This is a genomic window from Streptomyces sp. NPDC047706 (assembly GCF_043204795.1).
Classification (GTDB): domain Bacteria; phylum Actinomycetota; class Actinomycetes; order Streptomycetales; family Streptomycetaceae; genus Streptomyces.
Genome location: NZ_JBIDCW010000008.1, coordinates 84,643 through 99,279, shown reverse-complemented (window position 1 = coordinate 99,279; position 14,637 = coordinate 84,643). Strand labels below are relative to the sequence as shown.

The following is a 14,637-nucleotide window of genomic DNA, read 5'->3' as shown; positions in this document are numbered from 1 at the left end:
AGGGAGGTGTCGTGCGGGGCGGCTGCGGGGTCGTCGTGGCTGGTCGCGCAGTTCCGCGCGCCCCTGAGGGGCGTTCTTGGGCCCGGCGGGATCAGGTCGACGCGCTGTTCCGAACGGGCACGGCGGCGCGGCTGGATTCAGCCATACCCCCTGTGCGGGCACCGGCGGACAGTGTGACCTTCACCGCTCGTTCCGGGGGGACTGTGCAGCTACGTTACCCATAAGTAGCATGGTGACTGAGCGCGCGCTCAGCGCATGCGTGCCGCAGCAGTGCCATCCCGCACCCTGGAGGAGAGCCATCGTGCCTCGTACCGTCAGGGACGTCGTCTTCGTAGACGGCGTCCGCACCCCGTTCGGCAAGGCGGGCCCGAAGGGCATCTACCACGAGACCCGCGCCGACGACCTCGTCGTGAAGGCGATCCGGGAGCTGCTGCGCCGCAACCCCGGCCTGGACCCCAAGAAGATCGACGAGGTCGCCATCGCCGCGACCACGCAGATCGGTGACCAGGGCCTGACCATCGGCCGCACCGCCGGTATCCTCGCGGGCCTGCCGCAGTCGGTGCCCGGCTACTCGATCGACCGCATGTGTGCGGGCGCCCTGACCGCCGTGACCACCACGGCCGGCTCCATCGCCTTCGGCGCGTACGACGCCGTCATCGCCGGCGGTGTCGAGCACATGGGCCGCCACCCGATGGGCGAGGGCGTCGACCCCAACCCGCGGTTCGTCAGCGAGAAGCTCGTCGACGAGTCGGCCCTGTTCATGGGCATGACGGCGGAGAACCTGCACGACCGCTACCCGCACATCACCAAGCAGCGCGCCGACGAGTACGCGGTGCGCTCGCAGGAGAAGGCCGCCAAGGCGTACGCCAACGGCAAGATCCAGGCCGACCTGGTGCCGGTCTCGGTGCGCCGCACGAACGCGGAGGCCGGTGAGACGGGCTGGGGCCTGGTCACCGCCGACGAGCCGATGCGCCCGGGGACGACCCTGGAGAACCTGGCCGGTCTGAAGACCCCGTTCCGTGTGCACGGCCGGGTCACGGCGGGCAACGCGGCCGGTCTGAACGACGGTGCCACCGCGTCGATCATCGCGAGCGAGGACTTCGCCCGCGAGCACGACCTGCCGGTGAAGATGCGCCTCGTCTCGTACGCCTTCGCGGGCGTCGAGCCGGAGGTCATGGGCTACGGCCCGATCCCGGCCACCGAGAAGGCCCTCGCCAAGGCGGGCCTCTCCATCGAGGACATCAACCTCTTCGAGATCAACGAGGCCTTCGCCGTCCAGGTCCTGGCCTTCCTGGACCACTACGGCATCGCCGACGACGACGCGCGCGTCAACCAGTACGGCGGCGCCATCGCCTTCGGCCACCCGCTGGCCTCCTCCGGCGTCCGCCTGATGACGCAGCTGGCCCGCCAGTTCGAGGAGCAGCCGCACGTCCGCTACGGCCTGACCACCATGTGCGTCGGCTTCGGCATGGGCGCGACGGTCATCTGGGAGAACCCGCACTTCGAGGGGGACAAGTGAGCACCACCACCGAGCTTCTGCAGCAGGCCTCGGCGCTGTTCCCTGACGAGGTCGTCACCAGCGCGCACGTACGCCACTTCGACCTCCCCCTGGGTGCCGGGCGCTTCGCCCTGATCACTCTGGACAACGGCCTGGACCACACCAAGCCGACCACCTTCGGCCCGCAGTCGCTGGCGAACCTGAACGCCGCGATCGACCAGGTCGAGAAGGAGGCCGCGGACGGTGAGATCGTCGGCGCCGGTGTCACCGGCAAGCCGTTCATCTTCGCCGTCGGCGCCGACCTCAAGGGCGTCGAGCTGCTCAAGGAGCACAAGGACGCGCTCGCCATCGGCAAGGGCGGCCACGACGTCTTCAAGCGTCTCGCCGCTCTCGCCGTGCCGACGTTCGCGTACTACAACGGCGCCGCGATGGGCGGCGGTGTCGAGGTCGGCCTGCACTGCACCTACCGCACGGTGTCGGCGGCCATCCCCGCCTTCTCGCTCCCCGAGGTCTTCCTCGGCCTGGTCCCCGGCTGGGGCGGCTGCACCCTGCTGCCCAACCTGATCGGCCCCGAGAAGGCCGTCTCGGTGATCATCGAGAACAGCCTCAACCAGAACAAGCAGCTCAAGGGCAAGCAGGTCTACGAGCTCGGGATCGCCGACGCGATCTTCGAGGGCGCCGACTTCCTGGAGCAGTCGCTCATCTGGACGGCCTCCGTCCTCAAGGGCGAGATCCGGATCGAGCGCCCGGTGATCGACCGCGGCGAGGGCTGGGACCAGGCCGTCGCCAAGGGCCGCTTCATCGCCGACGGCAAGGTGCATGGCGCCGCCCCGGCCGCCTACCGCGCCCTCGACATCATCGCCGCCGCCAAGAACGGCGACCTCCAGCAGGGCTACGACGCCGAGGACAAGGCACTCGCCGACCTGATCATGGGTGGCGAACTGCGCGCCGGCATCTACGCGTTCAACCTGGTGCAGAAGCGCGGCAAGCGCCCGGCGGGCGCCCCGGACAAGAACCTGGCCCGCCCGGTCACCAAGGTCGGTGTCGTCGGCGCCGGTCTGATGGCCTCCCAGCTCGCCCTGCTGTTCCTGCGCCGCCTCGAGGTGCCGGTCGTGCTGACCGACATCGACCAGGAGCGCGTCGACAAGGGTGTCGCCTACGTCCACGCCGAGATCGACAAGCTGCTCGGCAAGGGCCGGATCAACCAGGACAAGGCCAACCGCCTCAAGGCGCTGGTGACCGGTGTCCTGGACAAGGCCGAGGGCTTCGCGGACGCCGACTTCGTCATCGAGGCCGTGTTCGAGGAGATGGGCGTCAAGCAGAAGGTGTTCGCGGAGGTCGAGGCGGTCGCTCCGGCGCACGCGATTCTCGCGACCAACACCTCCTCCCTCTCCGTCTCGGAGATGGCGTCGAAGCTGAAGCACCCCGAGCGGGTCGTCGGCTTCCACTTCTTCAACCCGGTCGCGATCCTGCCGCTGCTGGAGATCGTCCGCGGCGAGCGGACCGACGACGCCTCGCTGGCCACGGCGTTCGCCGTCGCCAAGAAGCTGAAGAAGACGGCCGTGCTGGTGAAGGACGCCCCGGCCTTCGTCGTGAACCGCATCCTGACCCGCTTCATGGGCGAGATCCAGAACGTCATCGACGAGGGCACGCCGGTCGACGTGGCCGAGCGGGCGATCGAGCCGCTGGGTCTGCCGATGTCACCGCTGGTGCTGCTGGAGCTGGTCGGCCCGGCGATCGGGCTGCACGTCTCGGAAACCCTCAACAAGGCGTTCCCGGACCGCTTCACGGTCTCCCCGAACCTCAAGGCGGTCGTCGAGGCGGGCAAGCGCGGCTTCTACGTCTACGACAGCGGCAAGCCCGAGCTGGACCCGGAGGTCGCCGCGCTGCTGAAGCAGGGCGACTCGGTACTCACCGAGGCACAGGTGCGGGCCCGGGTGCTGGACGCGGTGGCGCAGGAGATCGGGCTGATGCTCGACGAGGGCGTCGTCGCCGAGGCGCAGGACATCGACCTGTGCCTGATCACCGGCGCCGGCTGGCCCTTCCACCTGGGCGGCATCACGCCGTACCTGGACCGCGAGGGCGTCGCCGAGCGGGTGAACGGGAAGCGGTTCCTGGAGCAGGGAGTCGCGAGCGTCCCGGCGTAACCGCCACCTGACGTGACAGAGGGCCTCCGCACGGCGGGGGCCCTCCGTCATATGTGCCGGGCCGGCGCCACGTCCCCAGCGGGCTCCCCGCCGTCGCCGACAACCGGCGGCGCGCGCGGGCGCCCGTCCGTGCCGATGGCCGCGACGGTGACGGCGCCCGCCGCGTCGTACGCCGTCGCGGTAGTGCTCGACGACCGGGTGGTGCCCGGTCTCGCGGTGCCGGGCGAGGGCGGCCAGGGTGAACTGGGCGGTGGTGGTGCGGCCGTGCCTCCCGCGGCGGCTCGCGACGCAGGTTCCCGCCGACCGGGCCGGACGGCGGGCGGCTGACGAGGCGGGTGCGGGCGTCGATGAGGGCGCGGGTGTCACGGATGCCGGCTTGAGGTGGACGGGGGGCGCCTCGCCGGTCGTACGCGCCCTCAGACGGCCTGCCAGGCCGCCAGATCCAGTCCGGGCCCGTCCTTCTGCCGGGCCACGCGCAGTTCGCCGTCCGGCGTGGCCGTCGCGGCGACGACGCGGCCCTCGGTGTCCTGGGCCAGGGCAACCCGCGAGCCCGCCGGCAGCCGCGGGCCCCACTCGGTCCACCCCGGGCCGGCCGACTCCCGCTCCGTGGGATACGCCGCGAACGCCACCCGCCCCGAGGACGAACGCCGGGCGAGAACGGTGCAGTCATGGCCTTCCAGCTCACAGCGCAGCACCGCCACCGGTCCCGGCCCGGCCGCGGCGGCCAGCGCGACCGGGTCGCCGTCGGGACGCCAGGCGTACAGGGTGCCGTCGGGATCGGCGAAGAACAGCGTCGTGTGCTCCTTGGAGGTGGGCAGCGCGCTCAGCGAGCCCGGCGCCACACGCACCGGCAGCGGATCGGCGGCGACCGGGCGGGCGCCGGGCTCCTGCTGGTGCCAGCGCAGGATGCCGTCGGGGTTCGTGGCGTACACCTCGACCCGGCCCGACTCCCCGGTGACGGCGGCGAGTTCCTCGGCCACCCGGGAGCCCTTCAGGTCGTGCCAGCCGTTCCAGCCGCCACGCTCCTTCTGGTTGATGGTCTGCACACCCCTGCCGCGGTTGCGCACGAACAGGTAGGCGCGCCCCTCGGCGTCCACGGCCACGGCGGGCATCCCGGTCCGCTTCCCCTTCTTGTCGGGGTGACCGATAGGAAGCCAGTCCAGCGCGGCGAGGTGCGGGCGGAAGTGCGTGGAGTGCACGAGGCCCGCCTCGCCGTTCGGCGTGGGCCGCCAGGCGACGAGGTGCGCGTAGCCGTCGGCGCCCTGGCCCACCGCGATGCCGGGCAGCAGCCGCTGCTCGCCGCCCGCCTTCCGGGGCGGGAGCCAGTCGCCGCCCGGGTGACGTTCGGCCCGGCAATGGACGGCCTCACCGCCCGGGGCGTAGGCGCTGAGCCGCCCGTCCCGGCCTCGTATCAGCCAGTCGCCGTTCACCGCAGGGACCATTGGCACGCTCCTACTTTAATCGGGCATCCCCCGGGTTCCCGCCGGCGGCTCGTGGGACCCTGGGTCACATGACTGCCCCGCTCCTGGTGATCGTCGACGCGGCGAACGTGGTCGGCTCGGTCCCCGACGGCTGGTGGCGCGACCGGCACGGCGCGGCCGAGCGCCTGCGCGACCGGCTGGCGGTCGACGGCCTGCCGGGGCACCCGGAGCCCGTGGAGATCGTCCTCGTGGTGGAGGGCGCGGCCCGCGGGGTGGAGTCCGTGCCGGGCGTACGCGTGGACGCGGCACCCGGCAGCGGCGACGACCGCATGGTCGAACTGGTCGGCGAGGTGGGCGACCGCCCCTGTCTGGTCGTCACGGCCGACCGCGAGCTCAGGCGCCGGGTGACGGAACTGGGCGCGGAGGTGGCGGGCCCCCGGTCGGTGAACCGCTAGCGCGGCCCCCCACCGCCGGACACCCCCCACCGCCGGACACCCCCCACCGCCGGACACCCCCCACCGCCGGACACCCCCCACCGCCGGACACTCCCCACTGCCAGGAACTCCCCTGCCACCAGGCGCTCCCCCGACGGCTCCGTGCCCATCCGGCCTTCCTCGCGCCCCGACCGCCTCACGTACCCCCTACGGTCTCCCCGCGCCCCCTACGGCTTCCCCGCGCCCTTGCCCACCCGCGCGTACAGCACCGCCCCGTCGACCTCTCCCACCTCCTCGTATCCCGCCACCAGGATCTTGCGCAGGCTCGGGACCCGCTCCGGCGCGTACGGCTTGCCGCGGGAGTCGTCCACGATCAGGGCGGGGGCATGGGCGGCGAGTTCGGCGCGGAAGGCGGGCCAGGCGCCCTCGACGCCGTATTTCTCGCCGACCTGGGGGCCGTTGCGGCCGCCGCTGTAGTTGGTGAGCAGGCCGGCGGTGAGGTAGCGGCTGGCGGGGGCGCGGTCGGCCAGCCAGTACGTCTCCGGGTGCATGCCCCAGACGAGGACGCGGTCGCCGGGCTCGGTGCGGCGGGCCGTGGCTTGTGCCAGTCGCTGGACGTGGGCGAGTTCGGGGCGTGGGGCGAACAGCCCCCAGGCGAGGAAGAGGCCGCAGCACAGGGCCGACGTGACGACGGCTGTCACCAGGCGTTCACGGGGCAGGACGTGCAGCGCGGCGGTCGCCAGCAGGGCGAGTGGGGGCAGGAGTTGCAGGTAGTAGTGGCCGAAGAAGTGGAACCCGGCCAGCACCGCACCCGCCGACGCGGCCGGCCACAGCCACAGCTCCGCCGCACCTGCGCGCACCACCCGCAACGCCCGTACCACCGGTGGCAGCAGCCCGGCGCATCCCACGGCCAGCAGCGCGGCGTTGGCCAGGCCCCGGCTCAGAACGTGCAGTTCGGAACCGGTGAACGAGGCGTACGCCGCCGAGCCCGTCACCGTCCAGAACACGAAGCCCGCCGGGTCGGTGGCCAGGGCCGCGCCCAGCACCGGCAGGACGGCCCCCGCCGCGAGCCGCAGCAGCCCGCCCTTCGCGGCGCCGCCGTTACGGACATACAGCCAGAGCACCGGCAGCAGTACGGCCGCACCGGTCTGCTTGGCGAGGAAGGCCCCGGCGACGGCCGTGCCGGCCCATCCCCAGCGGCGCCGGTCCGCGCACCACATGGCGGCGGCCGTGCACGGCAGCATGAAGACCTCGAAGCCGGCGGCCTGCGCGTCCTCGGGGTGGAGTCCTACGGACACCAGCAGGTACAGCACTCCGGCGGTACGGCCCGCGCGGTCGCCCCACCGTCGCCGCGCGAGCGAGGCGAGCGCGACGGCCGTGAGCAACTGCGCCAGCACCGCCAGCACCCGGACCGGGGCGAGCGACTCGGAGCCGGCCAGCGCGAACGCCCCCTCGTACAGCCACGGCACGAGCGGCGGTTTGCGGTCCACGACCGTCTCGTACAGTGCCCCGCCGTGCGCCAGCATGCGCGCCTGTACGGCGAGATAGCCCTCGTCGGGGTTCCACAGCGGCCGTACGAAGGACGGCACGCGCGTGAGGCAGGCCAGGGCCGCCAGCAGGGGCAGCAGCCGGGTCCAGTATCCGTGCGCCGCCCCTCGTTCGGCTACGGGGCGTGGTGGGGCGAGAGGCTCGGCGCGCATGGCCGTACGCTATCCGGCCTCATATGTCCCACAGAAACAGGACATACGAGGCCGGATGCCCGGAACGGGTCGCTCACTCCTTGTCGCCGCGCGGGGGACGCATGACCTCCGCGGCGGTGGTCTCCCCATGGCGTCCGAGGCGGCTGTGGGAGCGGCCGTACAGGAAGTAGACGACGACGCCGATCGCCATCCAGACGGCGAACCGGACCCAGGTCTCGGCGGGCAGATTCAGCATCAGCCACAGCGAGGCCAGCACGGACACGATCGGCAGCACCGGCACCCACGGGGTGCGGAAGGCGCGGTGCAGGTCGGGGCGGGTCCTGCGCAGGATGATCACGCTGATGGCGACGATCACGAAGGCGAACAGGGTGCCGATGTTCACCAGGGCCGCGAGCTCCTGAAGGGGCGTGAAGCCCGCGAGGATCGCGATGAGCACGCCGAGCACGATGGTCGGCCGGTGCGGGGTCTTGAACCGCGGGTGGACGCGGGAGAAGAAGCGCGGCAGCAGGCCGTCGCGGCTCATCGCGAAGAAGACGCGGGTCTGTCCGAGCAGCAGGATCATGCAGACGGTGGTCAGGCCGACGGCGGCGCCGAAGCTGATGAAGCCCGCGAACCAGGGCTGTCCGACGGCCTTGAAGGCGTCGGCGAGCGGGGCGTCCACGGACAGTTCGCGGTAGTTCTGCATCCCGGTGACGACGATCGACACCGCCACGTAGAGGGCGGTGCAGATGAACAACGAGCCGAGGATGCCGCGGGGCATGTCGCGCTGCGGGTTCTTGGTCTCCTCGGCGGCGGTGGCCACGATGTCGAATCCGATGAAGGCGAAGAAGACCACGGAGGCGGCGGTGAAGATGCCCAGCACGCCGAAGTTGGCCGGCGCCCAGCCGAACATGAGCTGCACGAGCGGCGCGTCCAGGCTGCGGCCCGCCGCCACGGGCTCGGGGTCGGGGACGAACGGCTCGTAGTTGCTGCCGGTGATGAAGAACGCGCCGGCGATGATCACGACGAGGACGACGGTCACCTTGATGGCGACCACGACGGAGGTCACCCGGGCGGAGAGCTTCATGCCGACCACGAGGATGGCGGTGAGCACCAGCACCAGGGCGGAGGCGAGGATGTCGAAGCCGAACCCGTCGGCGCCCTCCCGGGTCCCGAGCACCTCGGGCAGTTGCCAGCCGGCGTTCTCCAGCAGCGAGGCGATGTACCCCGACCAGCCGACGGCCACCACCGCCGTGCCGAGCGCGAACTCCAGGACGAGGTCCCAGCCGATGATCCAGGCGGGCAGCTCCCCCAGGGAGGCGTAGGAGAAGGTGTACGCCGAGCCGGCCACCGGGACGGTGGAGGCGAACTCGGCGTAGCAGAGCGCGGCGAGAGCGCAGACGACGCCTGCCACCACGAAGGACAGCGCGACGGACGGTCCGGCGTTGTTCCTCGCGACCGACCCGGTGAGGACGAAGATGCCGGTGCCGATGATCACACCGACGCCGAAGACCGTCAGGTCCAGGGCGGACAGGGATTTCTTGAGCGCGTGCTCTGGCTCCTCGGTATCGAGGATGGACTGCTCGACCTTCTTCGTCCGGAAGAGGGTGCTGCTCACGGCGGACCTCCCACGCTTGTCGTCCTCGACATGATCGAGAGGGGGCGTAGTGCGTATGCCCCGGCACGCGCCGTCTCACGCGAATGGGCCGATGCCGCCACTGTGAAGAGTGGCGGCACCGGCCCATTCAGAGGGCTCCGGGTGGCGCCCGGTCAGTCGCGCGCGGCCTCGATCTCGTCGGCGGCCGTCCGCTCGTAGCGCCCGTCGAGCCGGGAGACCAGGCCGGTGACCTGCCGGGCGATGTCCGGGGCGGTCAGCCCGATCTCCGCCATGACCTCGGCGCGGGAGGCGTGGTCGAGGAAACGCGGCGGGATGCCGAAGTCCCTCAGCGGTACGTCGACGCCCGCGTCCCGCAGAGCCTGGGCGACGGCCGAGCCGACGCCGCCGACGCGGGAGTTGTCCTCGACGGTGACGACCACGCGGTGCCGGTCGGCGAGCGGGGCCATGGCCTCGTCGACGGGCTTGACCCAGCGCGGGTCGACGACGGTGGTGGAGATGCCCTGCTTGTCGAGGAGCGAGGCGACCTCCAGGCACATCGGCGCGAGCGCGCCGACCGAGACGAGGAGCACATCGGGCGTGGTGGTGCCGGGCTCGCGCAGCACGTCCATGCCGCCGATCCGGCCCACCGCGGGTACGGCGGGACCGACGGCGCCCTTGGAGAAGCGCACCACGGTCGGCGCGTCGTCGACGTCGACGGCCTCGCGCAGCTGGGCGCGCACCTGCTCGGCGTCGCGCGGGGCGGCGAGCCTGAGGCCGGGGACGACCTGGAGGATCGACATGTCCCACATGCCGTTGTGGGAGGCGCCGTCGGTGCCGGTGACACCGGCCCGGTCCAGCACGAAGGTCACGCCGCACCTGTGCAGGGCGACGTCCATCAGGACCTGGTCGAAGGCGCGGTTGAGGAAGGTGGCGTACACGGCGAAGACGGGGTGCACTCCGCCGGTGGCCAGGCCCGCCGCGGAGACGGCGCCGTGCTGCTCGGCGATGCCGACGTCGTACACCCGGTCCGGGAAGACCTTCGCGAAGCGGTCCAGGCCGACCGGCTGGAGCATCGCGGCGGTGATGGCGACGATGTCCTCGCGCTCCTTGCCGAGCTTGACCATCTCGTCGCCGAAGACGGAGGTCCAGTCGGCGCCGGAGGAGGCGATCGGCAGGCCCGTGTCGGGGTGGATCTTGCCGACGGCGTGGAAGCGGTCGGCCTCGTCCTGGAGGGCGGGCTGGTAGCCACGGCCCTTCTCGGTGAGGCAGTGCACGATGACGGGGCCGCCGAAGCGCTTGGCGCGGGCCAGCGCGGACTCCAGCGCCTCGATGTCGTGGCCGTCGATCGGGCCGACGTACTTGAGGCCCAGGTCCTCGAACATGCCCTGCGGGGCGATGAAGTCCTTCAGGCCCTTCTTGGCGCCGTGCAGGGTGTCGTAGAGCGGCCGGCCGACGACCGGGGTGCGCTCCAGGACCTCCTTGGTGCGCGCGAGGAAGCGCTCGTAGCCGTCCGTGGTGCGCAGCGTCGCGAGGTGGTTGGCGAGGCCGCCGATCGTGGGGGCGTAGGAGCGCTCGTTGTCGTTGACGACGATGACCAGCGGGCGGTCCTTGGCGTCGGCGATGTTGTTCAGCGCCTCCCAGGCCATGCCGCCGGTGAGCGCGCCGTCGCCGATCACGGCGACCACGTGGTCGTCGCGTTCGAGCAGCTGGTTGGCCTTCGCCAGGCCGTCGGCCCAGCCGAGGACCGTGGAGGCGTGGCTGTTCTCGATGACGTCGTGCTCGGACTCGGCCTGCGAGGGGTAGCCGGACAGGCCGCCCTTCATCTTCAGCCGGGAGAAGTCCTGGCGTCCGGTGAGCAGCTTGTGGACGTAGGCCTGGTGGCCGGTGTCCCAGAGCACCTTGTCCTTCGGTGATTCGAACACGCGGTGCAGGGCGATGGTCAGCTCGACCACGCCGAGGTTGGGGCCGAGGTGGCCGCCGGTCTTGGAGACGGCCTCGACAAGGAAGGTCCGGATCTCCTCGGCCAGCTGGTCCAGCTCTTCCAGGCTGAGCCGGTCCAGATCGCGCGGTCCCGTGATGCGGGTCAGCAGCGGCACCCGTGCCTCCTTGCAGTAGAGCTGTTCGAGCTGTTACCGGGCTTGTCGAGTCTAATGTTCCGCCCCACCCCCCGACGCCAGGACGGTGGGTCGTACGTCACGCGTTCGGCTCTACCCCGGACAGGGCCCTTCTACGACACGGCTGTGCCCGGCACCGCCGTTGGTGCCGGGCACATGTTCGAGGGGGAGCGGGACTGCCACGCCCCCAGGGGCGCGGGGCTGTGCCGACATGCGGCTCCGCCGCACGGGCGCGGTCAGCCGCACCGGACCGGCGCCCGGCGGACCACCGCACCCCCGCGGCGCAGCCCCTACGCCCGGCCGGCGGTCTTCTGGGTCCGCCGGGTGACCGAGTCGATGACCACCGTGGTCAGCAGCACACCTGCCGTGATCATGTACTTCACCGGCTCGGCGATGGACTCCAGCTGGAGCCCGTACTGGATGGAGACGATCACCAGCACACCCAGCAGCGCGTTCCAGGTGCGTCCACGGCCGCCGAACAGCGAGGTACCACCGATCACGGCGGCCGCGATGGCGTTCATCAGCAGGTCGCCGGTGCCCGCGCTCTGGTTCGCGGACGCGATCTTCGACGCCAGGAACAGACCGCCGATCGCCGCGAAGCCGCCGGAGATCGCGAACACGGAGATCCGGACCGCCGTGACGTTGATGCCCGCACGCCGGGACGCCTCGACACTGCCACCGAGCGCGAAGACCTTGCGGCCGTACGTCGTCCGGCGGAGCAGGAAGTCCGTGCCGACCAGGAACACCAGGAAGATCACGGTCGCCAGCGGCAGGCCCTTGTACTGGTTGTACATGAACGCCGCGGCGAAGGAGACCACCGCGAGCAGCCCCGTGCGCAGCAGGGTGTCGCTCATGGGCCGGGACGGGACGCCCGCCGCCTCGCGGCGCCGGTTGCCGAGGAAGGAGGTGACGAAGAAGATCGCGGTCACCACGGCCGCCAGGCCGTACGCGGCGGCGACGTCCGTGAAGAAGTACGTCGTCAGCTGACCGATGAAGCCGTCGCTGTCGAGGTTGATCGTGCCGTTCTCGCCCAGCGTCTGGAGCATGAAGCCCAGCCAGAAGAGCAGGCCCGCCAGCGTCACGGCGAAGGCCGGGGCGCCGAGCACCGCGAAGAAGAAGCCGTGGGCGGCGCCGATGGCGGCACCCGCGGCGACGGCGAAGAGCACCGCCGCCCACTCCGGCCAGCCCTGGTTCACCGCGAGCACGGCCGCGATGGCGCTGGAGGCGCCGCTGACCGAGCCGACGGACAGGTCGATCTCGCCGAGCAGCAGCACGAAGACGATGCCGACCGAGATCATGCCCGTGCCGACCATCGTGACGGTGATGTCACTGATGTTCTGGGCGGACAGGAACGCGGAGTTCAGGCTCTGGAAGACGACGCAGATGATGATCAGGCCGATGACGACCGGGATGGAACCCAGCTCGCCCGCCTTCATCTTGCGCCTGAACTCGCCGAGGTAGCCGGCCAGGCCCTGCTCGCGCACGAGCAGCCGGGGGTCGACCGCGGTCACCGCGGCGGCGGCCGCCTCGGGGTTCTCGACGGTCTGGCCGTTCGCCGCGGCCGTGGAGGTCTTGTCGACGCTCACTTGGAAACCTCCCCGTTCGTGCGCGCCGCACGGCGGGTCACGGCGTTCTCGGTGGCGCCCGTGATGGCGGAGATGATCTCCTCCTGCGAGGTCGTCTTGACCTCGAAGACGCCGTTGTTGCGGCCGAGGCGCAGTACCGCCACCTTGTCGGCGACGGCCTTGACGTCGGCCATGTTGTGGCTGATCAGGATCACGGCGTGGCCGCGCTCCCGAAGCCGCTCCACCAGGTCCAGCACCTGGGCGGTCTGCTCGACGCCGAGGGCGGCGGTCGGCTCGTCGAGGATGACGAGCTTGGGCTCGCCGAGCATCGAGCGCGCGATGGCCACGGTCTGGCGCTGACCGCCGGAGAGCGAGGCGATCGGGATACGCACGCTGGGGATGCGGATCGAGAGCGTCTTCAGCAGCTCGCGCGAGCGGCGCTCCATCTCGACCTCGTCGAGCACGCCCCACTTCCTCAGCTCACGGCCGAGGAACAGGTTGCCGACGACGTCGATGTTGTCGCACAGCGCGAGGTCCTGGTAGACGGTCGCGATGCCCAGTGCCTGGGCGTCGTGCGGCTTGCTGATCGAAACGGCCTTGCCTTCCCATTCGATGACGCCCTCATCGATGGGATGCACGCCGGCGATCGTCTTGACCAGCGTGGACTTTCCGGCGCCGTTGTCGCCGACCAGGGCGACCACCTCACCGGCGTGGACCTCAAGCTCTACGTCGGTGAGCGCCTGAACGGCACCGAACCGCTTGGAGACCCCGCGCAACGCCAGCACGGGCGTAGCGGACACGTGAACCATCTCCTTCGCCGCCTGACCCGGCGGGAGGTTGTGCAGAAAGACTGGGGGATGTTCCGCCGGCGCCCCGTGACTAGCTTGCGGGGCTGTGTGTGACGCGGGGCGCCGGAGGAGCCTGTGGTCCGGCCGACCGGTACGGGAACCCGCTGACGGGTTCCCGTACTTGGAGAGGGGCCGGGACCGGATCAGCCGCCGATGCCGAGCTTGTCGCAGGCGGACTTGTAGTTGCCCGTGCAGATCTCGTCGGCGGTGTAGATGCCGTCCTTGATCACGGTGTCGTTGATGTTCTCCTTGGTCAGGGAGATCACCGGGACCAGGACCGCCGGGACGTCCTTGGCGCTGCCGCTGGAGACCTTGTCCTTGGCGATGGCGCCCAGGTCCTCACCCTTGGCCAGGGCGACCGCCATCTCGGCGGCGACCTCGGCCTCCTGCGGGTAGGACTTGTAGACGCTCATGAACTGCTGGTCCATGATGATGCGCTGCACGGCGGCCAGCTCGGCGTCCTGGCCGGTGACCGGGACGTCGGCGATGCCCGCGGCCTTCAGGGCGGTGATGATGCCGCCCGCCATGCCGTCGTTGGCGGAGTAGACACCGGCGATCTTGTTCTTGCCGAGCGCCGTGATCGCCGCCTCCATGTTGGAGTTGGCGTTGTCCGGCGACCACTCCTTGGTGTCGAACTCCTTGCCGATCTTCACCTTGCCGTCGAGAACGGAGTGCGCGCCCTTCTTGAACTGGGCGGCGTTCGGGTCGGTGACCGAGCCGTTCATCATGACGATCTGGCTGTCCTTGGCCTTGTCGCCCAGGGCCTCGAGGAGGGCCTCGCCCTGGGTGCGGCCGACCTCCTCGTTGTCGAACGAGGTGTAGGCGCTGATCGGGCCCTCGGCCAGGCGGTCGTAGGCGACGACCTTGATGCCGGCGTCCGCGGCCTTCTGCACGGAGTTCTTGATGGCCTTGGCGTCCACGGCGTCCAGGATCAGCACGTCCACCTTGTTGGTGATCATCGTGTCGACCTGCTGGGCCTGAAGGTTGGCGTCCTGGCGGGCGTTGTTGTACTGGATCTCCGCCTTGTTGTTCGTCAGCTCCTTGATCTTCTTCTCGATCAGCGGCCGGTCGAACTTCTCGTAACGCGCGGTCTTGTTCTCCGGAAGGAGCAGGCCGACCTTGATGTTGTCGCCCTTCGCGGCGGAGCCGCCGGCGTCGCTGGCGTCGCTGGCGCCGCCCGCTTCCTCAGCGCTGCCACAAGCGGCCAGCGAGACGGCCATGGCACCCGCGGCAATGGCAACGGCGGCACGACGCATACGCGTGTTCACTTCATAACCTCCCTGACGAGGCCGCGTCGTTGCGGCCGAGGTGGCTGGAAGTCAACTCGGCCACAC

Annotated in this window: 11 protein-coding genes; 4 read left to right on the top strand and 7 right to left on the bottom strand. The window is 70.9% G+C overall.

Annotated elements, in window-relative coordinates; genetic code table 11:
- Nucleotides 1-301: 301 nt before the first annotated feature.
- The 3 genes from ACGF8A_RS12000 (at nucleotide 302) to ACGF8A_RS11990 (ending at nucleotide 3,972) form a co-directional block, all read left to right on the top strand.
- Entirely contained in the window at nucleotides 302-1,519 is a 1,218-nt protein-coding gene (locus ACGF8A_RS12000; protein WP_393106893.1) for a thiolase family protein, read from the top strand.
- Nucleotides 1,516-3,645: a 3-hydroxyacyl-CoA dehydrogenase NAD-binding domain-containing protein gene (locus ACGF8A_RS11995; protein WP_393106890.1), complete on the top strand. Its 2,130-nt coding sequence runs from the start codon at nucleotides 1,516-1,518 to the stop codon at nucleotides 3,643-3,645. The genes ACGF8A_RS12000 and ACGF8A_RS11995 overlap by 4 nt, the downstream gene beginning before the upstream one ends.
- 135 nt (nucleotides 3,646-3,780) lie before the next feature.
- Nucleotides 3,781-3,972, top strand: coding sequence for a hypothetical protein (locus ACGF8A_RS11990; protein WP_393106888.1), 192 nt, complete (start codon nucleotides 3,781-3,783; stop codon nucleotides 3,970-3,972).
- Between the two features lie 89 nt (nucleotides 3,973-4,061).
- Here the strand turns inward: ACGF8A_RS11990 and ACGF8A_RS11985 are convergent, their stop codons facing one another.
- Entirely contained in the window at nucleotides 4,062-5,087 is a 1,026-nt protein-coding gene (locus ACGF8A_RS11985; RefSeq protein WP_393107222.1) for a hypothetical protein, read from the bottom strand.
- A gap of 68 nt (nucleotides 5,088-5,155) precedes the next feature.
- On the opposite strand from ACGF8A_RS11985, the gene ACGF8A_RS11980 reads away from it, so the two are divergent.
- On the top strand, nucleotides 5,156-5,521 hold the full coding sequence (locus ACGF8A_RS11980) for an NTP pyrophosphohydrolase (protein ID WP_393106886.1): 366 nt from the start codon (nucleotides 5,156-5,158) through the stop codon (nucleotides 5,519-5,521).
- 206 nt (nucleotides 5,522-5,727) lie between these two features.
- Here ACGF8A_RS11980 and ACGF8A_RS11975 read toward each other — a convergent pair whose 3' ends face one another.
- The 6 genes from ACGF8A_RS11975 to ACGF8A_RS11950 form a co-directional block, all read right to left on the bottom strand.
- Nucleotides 5,728-7,200, bottom strand: coding sequence for a glycosyltransferase family 39 protein (locus tag ACGF8A_RS11975; RefSeq protein WP_393106884.1), 1,473 nt, complete (start codon nucleotides 7,198-7,200; stop codon nucleotides 5,728-5,730).
- 73 nt (nucleotides 7,201-7,273) lie between these two features.
- Nucleotides 7,274-8,797, bottom strand: a complete 1,524-nt coding sequence (locus ACGF8A_RS11970) for an amino acid permease (RefSeq protein ID WP_393106882.1) — start codon at nucleotides 8,795-8,797, stop codon at nucleotides 7,274-7,276.
- 152 nt (nucleotides 8,798-8,949) lie between these two features.
- A complete protein-coding gene (gene dxs, locus ACGF8A_RS11965) occupies nucleotides 8,950-10,872 on the bottom strand; it encodes a 1-deoxy-D-xylulose-5-phosphate synthase (RefSeq protein ID WP_393106880.1) in 1,923 nt (640 codons plus the stop codon).
- Between the two features lie 308 nt (nucleotides 10,873-11,180).
- Nucleotides 11,181-12,476 (bottom strand): sugar ABC transporter permease, encoded by a 1,296-nt coding sequence (locus ACGF8A_RS11960; protein WP_393106878.1) that lies wholly within the window; start codon nucleotides 12,474-12,476, stop codon nucleotides 11,181-11,183.
- Nucleotides 12,473-13,264 (bottom strand): ATP-binding cassette domain-containing protein, encoded by a 792-nt coding sequence (locus ACGF8A_RS11955; RefSeq protein ID WP_393106876.1) that lies wholly within the window; start codon nucleotides 13,262-13,264, stop codon nucleotides 12,473-12,475. The genes ACGF8A_RS11960 and ACGF8A_RS11955 overlap by 4 nt, the downstream gene beginning before the upstream one ends.
- Before the next feature lie 182 nt (nucleotides 13,265-13,446).
- Nucleotides 13,447-14,559: a sugar ABC transporter substrate-binding protein gene (locus ACGF8A_RS11950; RefSeq protein WP_393107220.1), complete on the bottom strand. Its 1,113-nt coding sequence runs from the start codon at nucleotides 14,557-14,559 to the stop codon at nucleotides 13,447-13,449.
- Between the last annotated feature and the right edge of the window lie 78 nt (nucleotides 14,560-14,637).

Excerpts from the sequence above, each read along its gene's own strand:
- ACGF8A_RS11990 (WP_393106888.1), top strand. The coding sequence starts at position 3,781 with ATGGCCGCGACGGTGACGGCGCCCGCCGCGTCGTACGCCGTCGCGGTA.
- ACGF8A_RS11985 (WP_393107222.1), bottom strand. The coding sequence starts at position 5,087 with ATGGTCCCTGCGGTGAACGGCGACTGGCTGATACGAGGCCGGGACGGG.
- ACGF8A_RS11980 (WP_393106886.1), top strand. The coding sequence starts at position 5,156 with ATGACTGCCCCGCTCCTGGTGATCGTCGACGCGGCGAACGTGGTCGGC.
- ACGF8A_RS11975 (WP_393106884.1), bottom strand. The coding sequence starts at position 7,200 with ATGCGCGCCGAGCCTCTCGCCCCACCACGCCCCGTAGCCGAACGAGGG.
- ACGF8A_RS11955 (WP_393106876.1), bottom strand. The coding sequence starts at position 13,264 with ATGGTTCACGTGTCCGCTACGCCCGTGCTGGCGTTGCGCGGGGTCTCC.
- ACGF8A_RS11950 (WP_393107220.1), bottom strand. The coding sequence starts at position 14,559 with ATGCGTCGTGCCGCCGTTGCCATTGCCGCGGGTGCCATGGCCGTCTCG.